Source organism: Kitasatospora sp. NPDC040550 (assembly GCF_055594965.1).
Window position 1 is genome coordinate 23,885 of record NZ_JBVIWC010000030.1, and the last position, 12,506, is coordinate 36,390.

Annotated in this window: 13 protein-coding genes; 1 reads left to right on the forward strand and 12 read right to left on the reverse strand. The window is 73.1% G+C overall.

The genetic code is table 11. From position 1 onward, the window contains the following. Positions 1–111: 111 nt before the first annotated feature. The 4 genes from frr to rpsB form a co-directional block, all read right to left on the reverse strand. Positions 112–669, reverse strand: coding sequence for a ribosome recycling factor (frr, locus tag ACZ58X_RS33470; RefSeq protein WP_360233219.1), 558 nt, complete (start codon positions 667–669; stop codon positions 112–114). A 96-nt stretch (positions 670–765) separates the two neighbouring features. Continuing rightward, positions 766–1,530, reverse strand: a complete 765-nt coding sequence (gene pyrH, locus ACZ58X_RS33475) for a UMP kinase (protein WP_030056790.1) — start codon at positions 1,528–1,530, stop codon at positions 766–768. 262 nt (positions 1,531–1,792) lie between these two features. After that, complete coding sequence (gene tsf / locus ACZ58X_RS33480; RefSeq protein WP_470337346.1) at positions 1,793–2,632, reverse strand: translation elongation factor Ts; 840 nt, start codon at positions 2,630–2,632, stop codon at positions 1,793–1,795. A gap of 129 nt (positions 2,633–2,761) precedes the next feature. Next, the gene (rpsB, locus tag ACZ58X_RS33485; protein WP_470337347.1) at positions 2,762–3,649 is read right to left on the reverse strand and encodes a 30S ribosomal protein S2; all 888 of its coding nucleotides are present in this window, start codon (positions 3,647–3,649) and stop codon (positions 2,762–2,764) included. A gap of 597 nt (positions 3,650–4,246) precedes the next feature. On the opposite strand from rpsB, the gene ACZ58X_RS33490 reads away from it, so the two are divergent. Continuing rightward, complete coding sequence (locus ACZ58X_RS33490; protein ID WP_470337348.1) at positions 4,247–4,897, forward strand: peptidoglycan DD-metalloendopeptidase family protein; 651 nt, start codon at positions 4,247–4,249, stop codon at positions 4,895–4,897. A gap of 124 nt (positions 4,898–5,021) precedes the next feature. On the opposite strand, the gene ACZ58X_RS33495 is transcribed toward ACZ58X_RS33490, so the two are convergent. The 8 genes from ACZ58X_RS33495 to lepB all read right to left on the reverse strand — a co-directional run bounded on the left by ACZ58X_RS33495 (position 5,022) and on the right by lepB (position 12,387). After that, a complete protein-coding gene (locus tag ACZ58X_RS33495; protein ID WP_470337391.1) occupies positions 5,022–5,606 on the reverse strand; it encodes a TetR/AcrR family transcriptional regulator in 585 nt (194 codons plus the stop codon). Positions 5,607–5,718: 112 nt separating this feature from the next. Continuing rightward, entirely contained in the window at positions 5,719–6,702 is a 984-nt protein-coding gene (gene whiG / locus ACZ58X_RS33500) for an RNA polymerase sigma factor WhiG (protein ID WP_470337349.1), read from the reverse strand. A gap of 376 nt (positions 6,703–7,078) precedes the next feature. Further along, the gene (gene dprA / locus ACZ58X_RS33505) at positions 7,079–8,263 is read right to left on the reverse strand and encodes a DNA-processing protein DprA (RefSeq protein WP_470337350.1); all 1,185 of its coding nucleotides are present in this window, start codon (positions 8,261–8,263) and stop codon (positions 7,079–7,081) included. Beyond that, positions 8,260–9,975, reverse strand: coding sequence for a YifB family Mg chelatase-like AAA ATPase (locus tag ACZ58X_RS33510; RefSeq protein ID WP_470337351.1), 1,716 nt, complete (start codon positions 9,973–9,975; stop codon positions 8,260–8,262). The genes dprA and ACZ58X_RS33510 overlap by 4 nt, the downstream gene beginning before the upstream one ends. Position 9,976: 1 nt before the next feature. Beyond that, the gene (locus ACZ58X_RS33515; RefSeq protein ID WP_470337352.1) at positions 9,977–10,495 is read right to left on the reverse strand and encodes a YraN family protein; all 519 of its coding nucleotides are present in this window, start codon (positions 10,493–10,495) and stop codon (positions 9,977–9,979) included. A 168-nt stretch (positions 10,496–10,663) separates the two neighbouring features. Further along, on the reverse strand, positions 10,664–10,990 hold the full coding sequence (locus tag ACZ58X_RS33520; protein ID WP_030056781.1) for a DUF2469 domain-containing protein: 327 nt from the start codon (positions 10,988–10,990) through the stop codon (positions 10,664–10,666). 55 nt (positions 10,991–11,045) lie between these two features. Beyond that, positions 11,046–11,519: an NUDIX hydrolase gene (locus ACZ58X_RS33525; RefSeq protein WP_470337353.1), complete on the reverse strand. Its 474-nt coding sequence runs from the start codon at positions 11,517–11,519 to the stop codon at positions 11,046–11,048. A gap of 112 nt (positions 11,520–11,631) precedes the next feature. After that, positions 11,632–12,387: a signal peptidase I gene (lepB, locus tag ACZ58X_RS33530; protein ID WP_470337354.1), complete on the reverse strand. Its 756-nt coding sequence runs from the start codon at positions 12,385–12,387 to the stop codon at positions 11,632–11,634. Positions 12,388–12,506: the final 119 nt, after the last annotated feature.

A 12,506-nucleotide genomic window follows, 5' to 3' on the forward strand; every position in this document is an offset into this window, starting at 1 on the left:
GCGCCGGACCGGCCGGCGGCCGGGGTCCCTGCGGCTGCGGCGCCGGGCGGTAGGGCTGGAACTGCTGGTCGGACGGGCCCCAGTAGCCAGGGGCGTCAGGGGCGTCGTTCATCAGACCTCGAGCAGCTCGGCTTCCTTGTGCTTGAGCAGCTCGTCGACCTGGGCCACGTACTTGGCCGTGGTGTCGTCGAGCTCCTTCTCGGCGCGGCGGCCGTCGTCCTCGCCGACCTCGCCGTCCTTGACCAGCTTGTCGATGGCGTCCTTGGCCTTGCGGCGGACGGCGCGGATCGAGACCTTGGCGTCCTCGCCCTTGGTCCGGGCGATCTTGATGAACTCCCGGCGGCGCTCCTCGGTCAGCTCCGGCAGCACCACTCGGATGATGGAACCGTCGTTCGAGGGGTTGACGCCCAGGTCGGAGTCGCGGATCGCCTGCTCGATGGCCTTCAGCGCGGTCTTGTCGAACGGCGAGACGACCGCCATGCGCGGCTCCGGCACCGAGAACGAGGCCAGCTGGTTGATCGGCGTGATGGCGCCGTAGTACTCGGCGACGATCTTGGCGAACATCGCCGGGTGCGCACGGCCGGTACGGATGGCCGCGAGGTCGTCCTTGGAGACGGCGACGGCCTTCTCCATCTTCTCCTCGGCCTCGAGGAGGGTCTCTTCGATCACTGTGAACTCCCTGTCCGGTTCATCTGCTGTTGTCCCGACCGGTGTCGGCATCGGGGCCGGTCGCGGCGGACGCCGTCCCGTACGGCGGCTTGCTGCTCAGGCCCGGACAGAATCCTGGCTGATGAGTGTGCCGATCTTCTCACTCTTCACCGCACGCGCGATATTGCCCTCCGCCAGCAGTTCGAACACCAGCATCGGGAGGTTGTTGTCCTTGCACAGGGTGATCGCGGTGAGGTCGGCGACCTTGAGGTCGCGCGCGATGACCTCGGAGTACTCCAGTGCGTCGAACTTGACCGCGTCCGGGTTGGTCCGGGGGTCGGAGTCGTAGACGCCGTCCACGCCGTTCTTGCCCATCAGCAGGACGTCGGCGTGGATCTCCAGCGCGCGCTGGACGGCCGTGGTGTCGGTGGAGAAGTACGGCATGCCCATACCGGCACCGAAGATCACCACACGGCCCTTCTCCAGGTGCCGGACGGCCCGCAGCGGCAGGTACGGCTCGGCGACCTGGCCCATCGTGATGGCGGTCTGGACCCGGGTCTCGATGCCCTCCTTGACCAGGAAGTCCTGCAGCGCCAGGCAGTTCATGACGGTGCCCAGCATGCCCATGTAGTCGGAGCGGGCCCGGTCCATGCCGCGGACCTGCAGCTCGGCACCCCGGAAGAAGTTGCCGCCGCCGATGACCACCGCGACCTCGGTACCGGCGCGCACGACCGTGGCGATCTCACGGGCGATCGCGTGCACGACGTCCGGGTCGACGCCGAGCCCGCCACCACCGGCGAAGGCTTCACCGGACAGCTTGAGCAGCACCCGGCGGCGCGAGCCCGCCTTGGGGTCCTGCGCGGTCTCCTGCGTCTCCTGCATGGACTTCTCCTTTAGTGCACCTGCTGGCTCACAGGCCTGGGCGTGCGGATGCCCGGCCTGCGCGTACACGAGAGGAGGCCACTGCCGCGGGAACCGGTTCGGTGTCCTGCACGGCAATGGCCTCCTCGTCGTTCATGGTGCCGACACGGCCCGCCCATGGACGGTTGGCGCTGGGTGAGCCCGTTCGGCGATCCGCCCGCCCCGATCAGTGGGCGGGGGCGGTTCCCAGCCTAGAGGGGCCGGGGACCAGGTGGAACGTGGCTCAGGCGCCGACGCGGAAGCGGGCGAAGCGCTTGAGGGAGACGCCGGCCTCCTCGAGGACCTTGGCGACGGTCTTCTTGTTGTCCTTGGCGAAGGCCTGCTCCAGGACGGAGTTCTCCTTCACGAAGCCGGTGACGCGACCCTCGACGATCTTCGGCAGGGCGGCCTCGGGCTTGCCCTCCTCGCGGGCGGTGGCCTCGGCGACGCGGCGCTCGTTCTCGAGGGCCTCGGCCGGGATCTCCTCGCGGGAGAGGTACTTCGGCGCGAAGGCGGCGATGTGCTGCGCGACGTCCTTGGCGACCTCGGCGTTCTCCTTGTCCAGCTCGACCAGGACGCCGACGGCCGGCGGCAGGTCGGGGCTGGTCTTGTGCAGGTAGACCGCGACGAAGCCGTCACCGTCGAACTGGGCGAAGCGACGGAAGACGATCTTCTCGCCCAGGGTCGCGTTGGCCTCGTCCACGAACTGCTGGACGGTCTTGCCGGCCTCGATCTCGGACGCCAGGGCGGCGTCCAGGTCGGCCGGGGCCGTCTTGGCGACGTGGGCGGCGATCGCGTCGGCGACCTGGACGAAGTTGTCACCCTTGGCGACGAAGTCGGTCTCGCAGTTCAGCTCGACCAGGACGCCGGACTTCTTGTCCTCGGCGATCAGCGCGGCGACGGCGCCGTTGGAGGCGTCACGGCCCTCGCGCTTCGCGACGCCCTTCTGGCCCTTGATGCGCAGGAGCTCGACGGCCTTCTCGACGTTGCCCTCGGCCTCGTCCAGGGCCTTCTTGCAGTCCATCATGCCGGCGCCGGTGAGCTCACGGAGCTTCTTGACGTCCGCGGCGGTGAAGTTCGCCATGGTGTGAATCTCTTCTCGCGTCTCGCGTGTCTGCGTGGAGTGGCGCCGGGACCGATGGTTCGGTCCCGGCGCGGGAGAGAGGGGCACCTGCCGGTGTCGTACCGGCGAGTGCCCCTCACCCGTGGTACGTCAGGCCTGCTCGGCCGGAGCGTCGGTGGCCGGAGCCTCGGCGGCCGGGGCCTCGACAGCCGGGGCCTCGACGGCGGGAGCCTCGGCGGCGGCGGGGGCCTCCTCGGCCTTCTTCTCGCCCTCGATGAGGTCCTTCTCCCAGTCGGCCAGCGGCTGGTCGGCGCCCGGCTCGGCCTTGGTGTCGCCCTTGGCAACGCCGGCGCGGGACTTCAGGCCCTCGGCGACGGCGTCGGCGATCACGCGGGTCAGCAGGGTGACGGAGCGGATCGCGTCGTCGTTGCCCGGGATCTTGTAGTCGACCTCGTCCGGGTCACAGTTGGTGTCGAGGATGGCGACGACCGGGATGTTGAGCTTCCGGGCCTCGCCGACCGCGATGTGCTCCTTCTTGGTGTCCACGATCCAAACGGCGCTGGGAACGCGCTGCATGTCGCGGATACCGCCGAGGGTCTTCTCCAGCTTGTCGTGCTCGCGCTGGAGGACCAGGAGCTCCTTCTTGGTGAGGCCGGAACCGGCCACGTCCGAGAAGTCCAGCTCGCCGAGCTCCTTGAGGCGCTGCAGGCGCTTGTAGACGGTCGAGAAGTTGGTCAGCATGCCGCCGAGCCAGCGCTGGTTCACGTAGGGCATGCCCACGCGGGTGGCCTGCTCGGCGATGGCCTCCTGGGCCTGCTTCTTCGTGCCGACGAAGAGGACGCTGCCGCCGTGGGCAACGGTCTCCTTGATGAACTCGAAGGCGCGGTCGATGTAGTTCAGCGACTGCAGCAGGTCGATGATGTAGATGCCGTTGCGCTCGGTGATGATGAAGCGCTTCATCTTCGGGTTCCAGCGGCGGGTCTGGTGACCGAAGTGGACGCCGCTCTCCAGCAGCTCCCGCATCGTGACGACGGCCATTGCCGTGCTCCTCAGGTGTTACGGCCCGACTGCGGCGACCCTCGGGGGTTCCCCTCGGGTGAAGTGCCTACGGCCGGGTCAGTCTCGGTTGTCCGTGGCGGCCAGGTGACAGCCACGCCTGACGCCCCGATCGTGCCGAGCCGCTTCCACCCGCTCGGTCCGGGGACCGGTCGGGCTCGGCGGACCGAGCGGCACTCGCACCTGGCGGGGGGCCGCGGAAGAACCGTGTCCGACCACCGGTGGCGGGGCGTGCGAAGTCGACCCGGTGGACCGGGTCGCGTGTGAAGTGTACGGGAAGCGTCGAGCGGCGAGCGACTTCGCGGGCGTCCGGGGGCCTGCGGGCGGACTGCGCCCGGGCGGCGGATGGCCTGGCGGAAGCCCGGGAAACGGCCGCGGCGGACGGGGCCGCGGCGACCGGCGAACGGGCGCCGGCTGGTCGGCTCTCTGCCCACCGACCGGTCCTCGTATGCCGTTTGTACACCGGACGGCGGCACCCGTACACCCGTCAGGGGGATGGCGGCCGGCAGTGGGGGTGGTTTGTCCACAGGAATCCGGAAGGGGGTGGTCTGGGCGGCCGGGCCCGGCCAACCTCGGGGCATGACTGGGCGCAGCGGGGTTCGAGGGGTGGTCGCGGAGGCGACCGGGTGGGTGGTCACCCGGGTGGTGCGGGGGATCGCACTGGTGGTCGTGCTCGCCCTGGTGGCGGGTGCGGGGGTGGTGCGGGCCGCCGCGGCGGGCGGGGGCGGCCCGGGCACGGGTGGCGCGGGCACAGGTGGTGCGGGCACGGGTGGCGCGGGCGGGGGCTCCGCCGACCGGGGGCCGGCGCGGGCCTGGCCGGTGGGCGGGCCCGGCGGGGTGCTGGGGCGCTTCGAGCCGCCGGCCAAGCCGTGGGCGGCCGGGCACCGGGGCGTGGACCTCGGCGCCGCGCCCGGGGCGGAGGTGCGGTCGGCGGCCGCCGGGGTGGTCGCGTTCTCCGGGCTGGTGGCCGGGCGGCCGGTGGTGACCGTCGTCCATCCGGACTCCGGGACTCCCCCACTGCGGACCACCTACCTGCCCGTCACCGGCACCGTCCCGGTCGGCACCGGGGTGGCCGCCGGGCAGGTCGTCGGACGGCTCGCCCCGGACGGGCGGCACTGCGGCGCACGGGACTGCCTGCACTGGGGGCTGCTGCGCGCGGGCCGCTACCTCGATCCACTGGCCCTGCTGGGCACGGGACGGGCCCGGCTGCTGCCGCTGGGCGGAAGGTGACCGCGCGGAACCCGAACGGCGCGGAACGTGGACGCGCGGGGTGGCGGCGCGCGGGGTGGCGGCGCGCGGCAGGGCGGGGGGGGGAGGAACGGGCGGGACGAGGGACGGACGGGGGTGGGGCGGGTCAGGTCCGGTCGAGGCCGTGCAACGCCAGGGCCACCGCCGCGTCCGCGACCGCCTCCGGGGACTCCACCGGGCAGCCCGTACGGTCCCCGGTGGCGAACTGCTCGGTCCGGCGCACGGCCGCCTCCACGATCCCCTGCAGCAGCGCCGCGGCGAGCCGGGGCTGGTCGTGGCCGAGCTCCTCCAGCGCCCGGACGACCAGGCCGACGAGCCCGCCGTGCGCCGCCCGGATGCGCTCGCGCGCGGCCTCGTCCAGTTCCAACGCCGAGATGGCCGTGACCGCCCGGTGCCTGGGGTCCCCGGCCAGCGCCAGCTGGCCCCGGACGTACGCCTCGATCCGCTCGGCGGCGCTCTCGCAGCTCGCCATCCCGGCCTCGATCTCGGCCGCCCAGAGCGGGAAGTCCACCTCGCACAACGCCTCGACCACGGCGGCGCGGGAGCGGAAGTACTCGTAGACGGAGGAGCGCGCCAGCCCGGTGCGGGCGGCGAGCGAGGGGAAGGTCAAGGCCTCCATGCCGCCCTCGGTGAGCAGGGCGCGGGCAGCGTCCAGGAGGGCTGCCCGCTGCAGCTGGCGATGCTCGGCCACCGTGGCCGCTCGGATCTTCGGCACGGACCCACTGTACGGAGCCGCGCGCGCGGCCGGAACGGCGCCGCGCATTCGGAGGAGGAGCCGGCCCGGCGGGCGGCTCCGGCGCCCGCTACCGGACGTCCGAGAGCTTGGCCCGCAACTGGAGGACGGACTTGGTGTGGATCTGGCTCACCCGGCTCTCCGTCACCCCCAGCACCTGGCCGATCTCGGCGAGGGTGAGGCCCTCGTAGTAGTAGAGCGTGACCACGGTCTTCTCCCGCTCGGGAAGGGTGTTGACCGCCTGGGCCAGGAGTCTGCGCAGCTCGCGGTCCTCGGCCACCTCGACCGGGTCGTCCGCGCCGTGGTCCTCCAGGGTGTCCACCAGGCTGAGCCGGTCGCCGCCCTCCCCCACCGGGTGCAGCAGTTCGTCGAGGGCCACCACGTTGGCGAGCGACAACTGGCTGAAAATCGCGTGCAGGTCCTCGATCGCGATCCCCATCTCGGCCGCGACCTCGGGCTCGTGCGGCGTCCGGCGCAGCCGGGCCTCCAGCGTCGCGTACGTCCGCTCGACGGCCTTCGCCTTCTGCCGCACCGAGCGGGGGATCCAGTCCAGGGCGCGTAGCTCGTCGATGATCGCGCCGCGGATGCGGCTGATCGCGTAGGTCTCGAACTTGATGGCGCGGTCGATGTCGAACTTCTCGATCGCGTCGATCAGCCCGAAGACCCCGGAGGAGACGAAGTCGGCCTGCTCGACATTGGAGGGCAGGCCGACCCCGACCCGCCCCGCCACGTACTTGACGAGTGGTGAGTAGTGGAGGATCAGCTGCTCGCGCAGCCGCTGGTCGCCGGTCTCCTTGTAGGAGCGCCAGAGTTCTTCGAGCGCGCTGCGCCCCGGGGCGCCGGGCTCCCGGGCGTCCCGGGCGCCGGGCGGGGAGGTGGCGTCCTGCGCCGGGGCGCTCGAAGGCGACCGGGGGGCGCGGGGTACGGCCGCACCCCCCGGCGCGTCCGCCTCGCCGAGCGCCCCGGTGCCGTGGACCGTCTCGACACCGCGAGCGGCGTCGGCGCGCTGGGCCGGGTCGGCGTCCCTGGTCGTGTCCGCGGGCTGGCCCGGCACCACCGTCGGCCGGCCGCCCTGACGCGACAGACCTCCCTTCGTCCCCGCCGCCTTGGACGGGAACTCGGTCGCGGGTCGCCGCTCGGTCCGCGGCCCTCCCGCGGACCGAGCGCCACCGGTCACTCTGTGTCCGGGAATGTGTGTGGGCATACGTAGGTCTGCGCCGTTCTGCCGAGTCATGTGCTGATAGGGAAGGCATGTGGAGCGTAGCGTGACCGACTCACTGCAAAGCGCTACCGCCACTCGGTCGTCCCCCGATCCGGTGGCGTTCACCCATCGGATCCGGGCAGACGAGCGGAAGAACCGGATCAGCAGGTCAGCCGGCCCGTCCCGGCCCTCTTCTCCCGGGCGCACCTGTGTTCGTGCCCCTGAGCGCTCACCTCCTGCGCACCACGCGCCAGTGCGCGCCGTGCCGCTCCACGAAGCCGAGCGAGGCCAACTCGTAGAGCCGTTGCAGGACTTCGTCCGGCGGGAGCCCGGACTGCCGGGCCAGTCGCTCGACCGGAGCGCCTTCGGCCGTGGCCGGCACGGCCTCCAGCACCCGGGCCACCGGCGGATCCAGCAAGTCCCGCGGCAGCACCGGGCCGCTGCGCTGCGGGGCCAGGTCGTCCCCGATCGCCCCGACCAGCTCGGTGATCTCGGCCGCGTCGGTGACCAGCGTGGCGCCGCCGCTGCGGATCAGCGCGTGCACCCCGGCGGAGAGCTCCGAGGTGACGGGCCCCGCGACGCCCATGGTGTGGCGGTTGAGGTCCCGCGCCCGCCTGGCCGTGCTCAGGGCGCCGCTGCGCACGGCCGCCTCGACCACCACCGTGCCCCGGGTCAGCGCCGCGATGACCCGGTTGCGGAGCACGAAGCGGAACCGGTTCGGGTGCTCGCCGGGCGGGAGCTCGCTGACCAGCAGGCCCTGCTCGCCGATCCGCCGGATCAGTTCGGCGTTCCCCTTCGGGTAGGCCACGTCGACCCCGCAGGCGAGCACCGCGACCGTCATCCCGCCGACGGCCAGCGCCCCGCGGTGGGCCGCCGCGTCGATCCCGTACGCGGCACCGGAGACCACCACCCAGCCGCGCTCGGCCAGTTGGGCCGCAAGCTCGCCGGCGACGTGGGCGCCGTAGGCCGTGCAGGCCCGGGAGCCCACCACCGCCACCGAGCGCAGCGCGAGCAGCCGCAGTGAACCGGTACCGGTCGTCCACAGCCCGATCGGACGTCCGTCGCCCAGGTCGTCCAGTTGACTGGGCCATTCCGTGTCCCCCGGAATGATGAAGCGTCCACCGACGTCCCGTACCCGTTTCAGGTCGGCCACCGGGTCGAGGCCGGGGAGTCGGGCCTGGTAGGCCGCGAGCCGGGCCCCGTCCAACCCGGGGTGGTCGGGGACGGCGCCCTCCCGGATCGCCCGCACCACGTCGACGGCGGGGAGCTCGTCGAGCCAGCGGCCGACCACGGCGTCGCCCGGTTCGCTGAGCCGGTTGAGCAGCACCCGGGCGAGGCGCTCCGGTTCGGGCGCGACCGCCGGGCCGGCTTCGCCCGCGTGGGCTGCCCGGGACTGCCGCAACAGCTGGTTCATACCGCCTCCTCGTCCTTCGCCGGGGGCCCCTCGGGCTCCGGCCGTGCTTCGGGCCGGTCGTCGGGGCCGCTCCGGCGCTGGGCCGGGATGCCGCCGAGGCGGCCGTGACCGCGCCCGGGCAGCGGCAGCCCCTGCTCGACACCGGTGCGCAGGACCAGGGCAGTGCGCACGTCCCCCCGGTCCGGCCGGTCGCGGCCGGCCAGGTCCGCGACCGTCCAGGCGACCCGGAGCACCCGGTCCAGGCCGCGGGCCGTCAGCAGCCCGCGCTCCAGCTGGCGGGCGACGTCGTTGAGCGCGCCGGCCTCGAGCTGCCAACGGGTGCGCAGTTCGTGGCCCGGCACCTCGGCGTTGGTCCGCCACGGGGTGTGCGCCAGCCGCGCGGCGGCCCGCTCCCGCGCCGCCAGCACCCGGGCCGCGACGGTCTCGGTGGTCTCCGCCGTGGTGTCCCGCTCCATCAACTCGATCCTGGTCACGGGGGCGACCTGGACCTGGAGGTCGACCCGGTCCAGCAGCGGCCCGGAGAGCCTGCCCTGGTACCGGCTGACCATGACCGGGGTGCACTCGCAGCCCTCGCCCCGCCGCGAGTACCGGCCGCACGGACAGGGGTTGGCGGCCAGGCAGAGCAGGAACCGCGCCGGGAGCCGCAGCGAACCGGCGGAGCGGGCGATCACCACCTCGCCCGACTCCAGCGGCTGGCGCAGCGCGTCGAGCACCCGCACGGGGAACTCGGGCGCCTCGTCCAGGAAGAGCACGCCCCGGTGGGCGAGGGAGACCGCGCCCGGTCTCGGCAGGCCGCTGCCGCCGCCGACGATCGCGGGCATCGTGGTGGAGTGGTGCGGGGCGCAGTAGGGCGCGGAGTCGATCAGCGGGCGCCCGGCCGGGAGCAGGCCCGCCACCGAGTGGACGGCCGTGACCTCCAGCGACTCCTTCTGGGTCAGCGGCGGGAGCAGCGCGGGCAGCCGCTCCGCCAGCATCGTCTTGCCCGCGCCCGGCGGCCCCTTGAGGTAGAGGTGGTGGCCTCCGGCGGCGGCGATCTCCAGGGCCCGCCGGGCCTCGTACTGGCCGGCCACGTCCGCCAGATCGAGGCGCAGGGCCCGCTCGTCGGGCAGGCCCCGGACGCCCGCGCTGGGCAGCATCAGGCCGGCCATCAGCGGATCCGGCCGGCCGCTGAGCGGATCCGGCGGCTCCTCCGGTGCCTCCGCCCCGGTCAGGACGGCGACCAGCTGGCGCAGGCTGCGCACCCCGATCACCGTCACGCCCGGCACGAGCGAGGCCTCGGGCGCCGTCTGCTCGGCGACCACGACCCGTTCGTACCCGGCGTCGGCGGCGGCCAGCACCGAGGGCAGCACCCCGCGGACCGGCCGCACCCGGCCGTCCAGCCCCAGCTCACCGATCAGCAGCAGGTCGGCGATGACGGACGGGTCCAGCCGTTCGGCGGCGGCCAGCACGGCGCAGGCCACCGCGAGGTCGAAGCCGCTGCCGCTCTTGGGCACCGAGGCGGGGCTGAGCCCGACGGTCAGCTTGCGCTGCGGCCAGGCCTCCCCGCTGTTGCAGACCGCGGCGCGGACCCGGTCGCGGGCCTCGGTGAGCGCCTTGTCGGGCAGGCCGACCAGGGTGAACGCGGCCACCCCGGGCTCCAGATCGGCCTGGACCTCGACGATCACTCCGTCGACCCCGACCAGCGCGACGGAACAGGTACGGGCGAAGGCCATCTCAGACCACCCCCCGCAGGTGGTCGACCAGGGCCGCACCCCGCGCCCGGTTGACCACGGCCACCAGGTCGATCCGCACCCCGCCCGGTGGGGCGGGCGGCCACTGCGGATCGGACGGCCCGGGGTCGTACCCGGGCCCGGCCAGCCGGGCGAAGTGCTCGGGCCAGCGTTCCGCCAGCCAGCGCTCGGCGAGCCGCCGCAGCCGGGCGGCCTTGGCCCGGTCGATGGCCTCGCTGGGCTGTTGGAAGCCCCGCTCGGAGCGGGTCTTCACCTCGCAGACCGCGACCGTGTCGCCGTCGAGGGCGACGATGTCCAGCTCGCCCTCGGCGCAGCGCCAGTTGCGGTCGAGGATGCGGAGCCCGGCGTCCGTGAGGTGCCGGGCGGCGACCCGCTCCCCGTAGCGGCCGAGCCCGTTCCTGGTGCTGCGGTCCTCCCCGGCCCCGCCGTCCGCTCCGGTCGCGGCCGCGTTCGGTACGGCCCGGTCCTGCACGGTCTGGTCCTGCACGATGGTGTTCTGCACGGTGACCACCTCCGCCGAGGAGGCTGCACCACCGTGCGCACCGACGCCGGGAAATTCCGTTCCCCTGTGGATAACCCGGGCCTGTGGACAACTCTTGTCACCCGCAGGAGTGAGAAGCCCCCGTCACGCGAAATTCGGCTGGACAACGCGGGACGGAGTCGTTCAACGTCAGTTCCCGAAGCCGGACTCGTCCGAGGGCAGCTCCAGATCGCTCTTCGCGAGTTCCTCGATGTTCACGTCCTTGAAGGTCAGCACCCGGACCTTACGGACGAACCGGGCCGGCCGGTACATGTCCCAGACCCACGCATCCGCCATCGACACCTCGAAGAACACCTCGCCCTGGACCGAGTGCACCTGCAGCTCGTAGTCGTTGGTGAGGTAGAACCGTCGCTCGGTCTCGATCACGTACTTGAACAGGCCGACGACGTCCCGGTACTCCCGGTAGAGCTTGAGCTCCATCTCGGTCTCGTACTTCTCGAGATCTTCGGCACTCATCCAGGCGTCCCCTCAACTTGTCACGTCCACCCATTGTGGACCACTGCACCCACGCTCAGAGCCGTACCGGATCGACCGGCGGGCCCTCTGCGAGCAGTCGCTCCAGGAAGTCCGCCAGTCCGGCCGGATAGACCGTCTCGGCGGTCCCCCGCAGTTCCTCGACCGTCCACCAGCGCGCCGCGAGCAGCTGGGCGTGCTCGTCCTCGCCCATGCCCGAGTGGTCCAGGCCCGTCTCCGTGGTCCGGGCCAGGTGGAACCACTGCTCCTGCTCGTAACGCTGTCCCCGAAAGGAGAACGACACCGTGCCGTACGCCACCAAGGGCCCCAGGGCCACACCCCGCAAGCCGGTCTCCTCCGCGAGCTCCCGCTCGGCGGCCGCCCGCACGTCCTCCCCCGGCTCCAAGCCGCCCCCGGGCGTGAACCACCACGTCTCGTCGGGCACCGCGGGATCGACGCCCAGGAACAGGAGGATGCGGTCCAGCCCGTCCAGCAGCAGGATCCGCGCCGCCCGGCGACGCTGTGCAGTCATGGCAGCGCTCCCCGCTCCTTCCGTTCGCATCGGTGGCGCTACCGATCCTGCCACCCGGCGCGTCCGTCCGGGGCGATGTTCGGCAGAGCGGCCCGACCTGCGACGGCCGCGCTCAGGAGCTGCGCCCCCGGCGGAGCCGGCGCGCCAGGCCGGCCACCCCGCCCACCGCCGAGGTCAGCACGATCAGCGCCGCGCCCGCGACGGTGGCGTAGGCGGCGGGCTCCAGCGGGCCCGGCTCCGCGGCCCTGGGGCCCGCGAAGGCGTCGAAGGCCGAGGTCCGTTCCAGCAGGGCGGTCCGGCCGAGCGGCAGCAGGGTGGCCTCGACCCTCGCCTCGACGGCGGTGGCCGGGACGGTCCCGCCGTCGACCTCCAGGTGGGTGCGGGAGTCCAGCGAGCCGACCCGGTTGTCACCGAGCATGAACAGCCGGCCCTGCGGCACCGTCACACTGAACGACTCGCCCTGACGGCCCTGGGTCGCGAGGTACGGCTCGTCCACCGGCTGCCCGTTGACCGTCAACCGGTGGTCCGCGGCCGTGGTGGCGACGGTGTCGCCGCCGACCGCGACGACCCGCTTGACCATGAGCTCCCCGCCCCAGGCCTGGTCGCGGAAGACCACCACGTCGCCCCGGCCGACGGCGCCGCCGTCGACCTTGCGGGCGAGCACGGTGTCGCCGATCCGCAGCGTCGGGTGCATCGAGGCGGTGGGGATCTTGTACGGCCGGTAGTCGACCGCGATCAGGGCGAATCCACCGATCATCAACACCAGCCCGAGCGCGATCGCGACCCCTTGCAGCACCGCGGCGGGCCGGCGGCCGGACGGAGCGGGCGCGGCCGAGTGATCGGCCGACTGTTCCACGACACTGCTCATCGACACCGTCCACCTTCGGCCGACCGGAGAACACCACTGGCACGCCGGTGGCTCGGGCGCGAACGCCGACGGGCCGTGGCACGTCCGAGCAGATTACTCGTCGGTACCACGGCCCGCGC

Excerpts from the sequence above, each read along its gene's own strand:
- lepB (WP_470337354.1), bottom strand. The coding sequence starts at position 12,387 with ATGAGCAGTGTCGTGGAACAGTCGGCCGATCACTCGGCCGCGCCCGCT.
- ACZ58X_RS33525 (WP_470337353.1), bottom strand. The coding sequence starts at position 11,519 with ATGACTGCACAGCGTCGCCGGGCGGCGCGGATCCTGCTGCTGGACGGG.
- rpsB (WP_470337347.1), bottom strand. The coding sequence starts at position 3,649 with ATGGCCGTCGTCACGATGCGGGAGCTGCTGGAGAGCGGCGTCCACTTC.
- ACZ58X_RS33510 (WP_470337351.1), bottom strand. The coding sequence starts at position 9,975 with ATGGCCTTCGCCCGTACCTGTTCCGTCGCGCTGGTCGGGGTCGACGGA.
- ACZ58X_RS33490 (WP_470337348.1), top strand. The coding sequence starts at position 4,247 with ATGACTGGGCGCAGCGGGGTTCGAGGGGTGGTCGCGGAGGCGACCGGG.
- ACZ58X_RS33520 (WP_030056781.1), bottom strand. The coding sequence starts at position 10,990 with ATGAGTGCCGAAGATCTCGAGAAGTACGAGACCGAGATGGAGCTCAAG.
- dprA (WP_470337350.1), bottom strand. The coding sequence starts at position 8,263 with ATGAACCAGCTGTTGCGGCAGTCCCGGGCAGCCCACGCGGGCGAAGCC.
- tsf (WP_470337346.1), bottom strand. The coding sequence starts at position 2,632 with ATGGCGAACTTCACCGCCGCGGACGTCAAGAAGCTCCGTGAGCTCACC.
- pyrH (WP_030056790.1), bottom strand. The coding sequence starts at position 1,530 with ATGCAGGAGACGCAGGAGACCGCGCAGGACCCCAAGGCGGGCTCGCGC.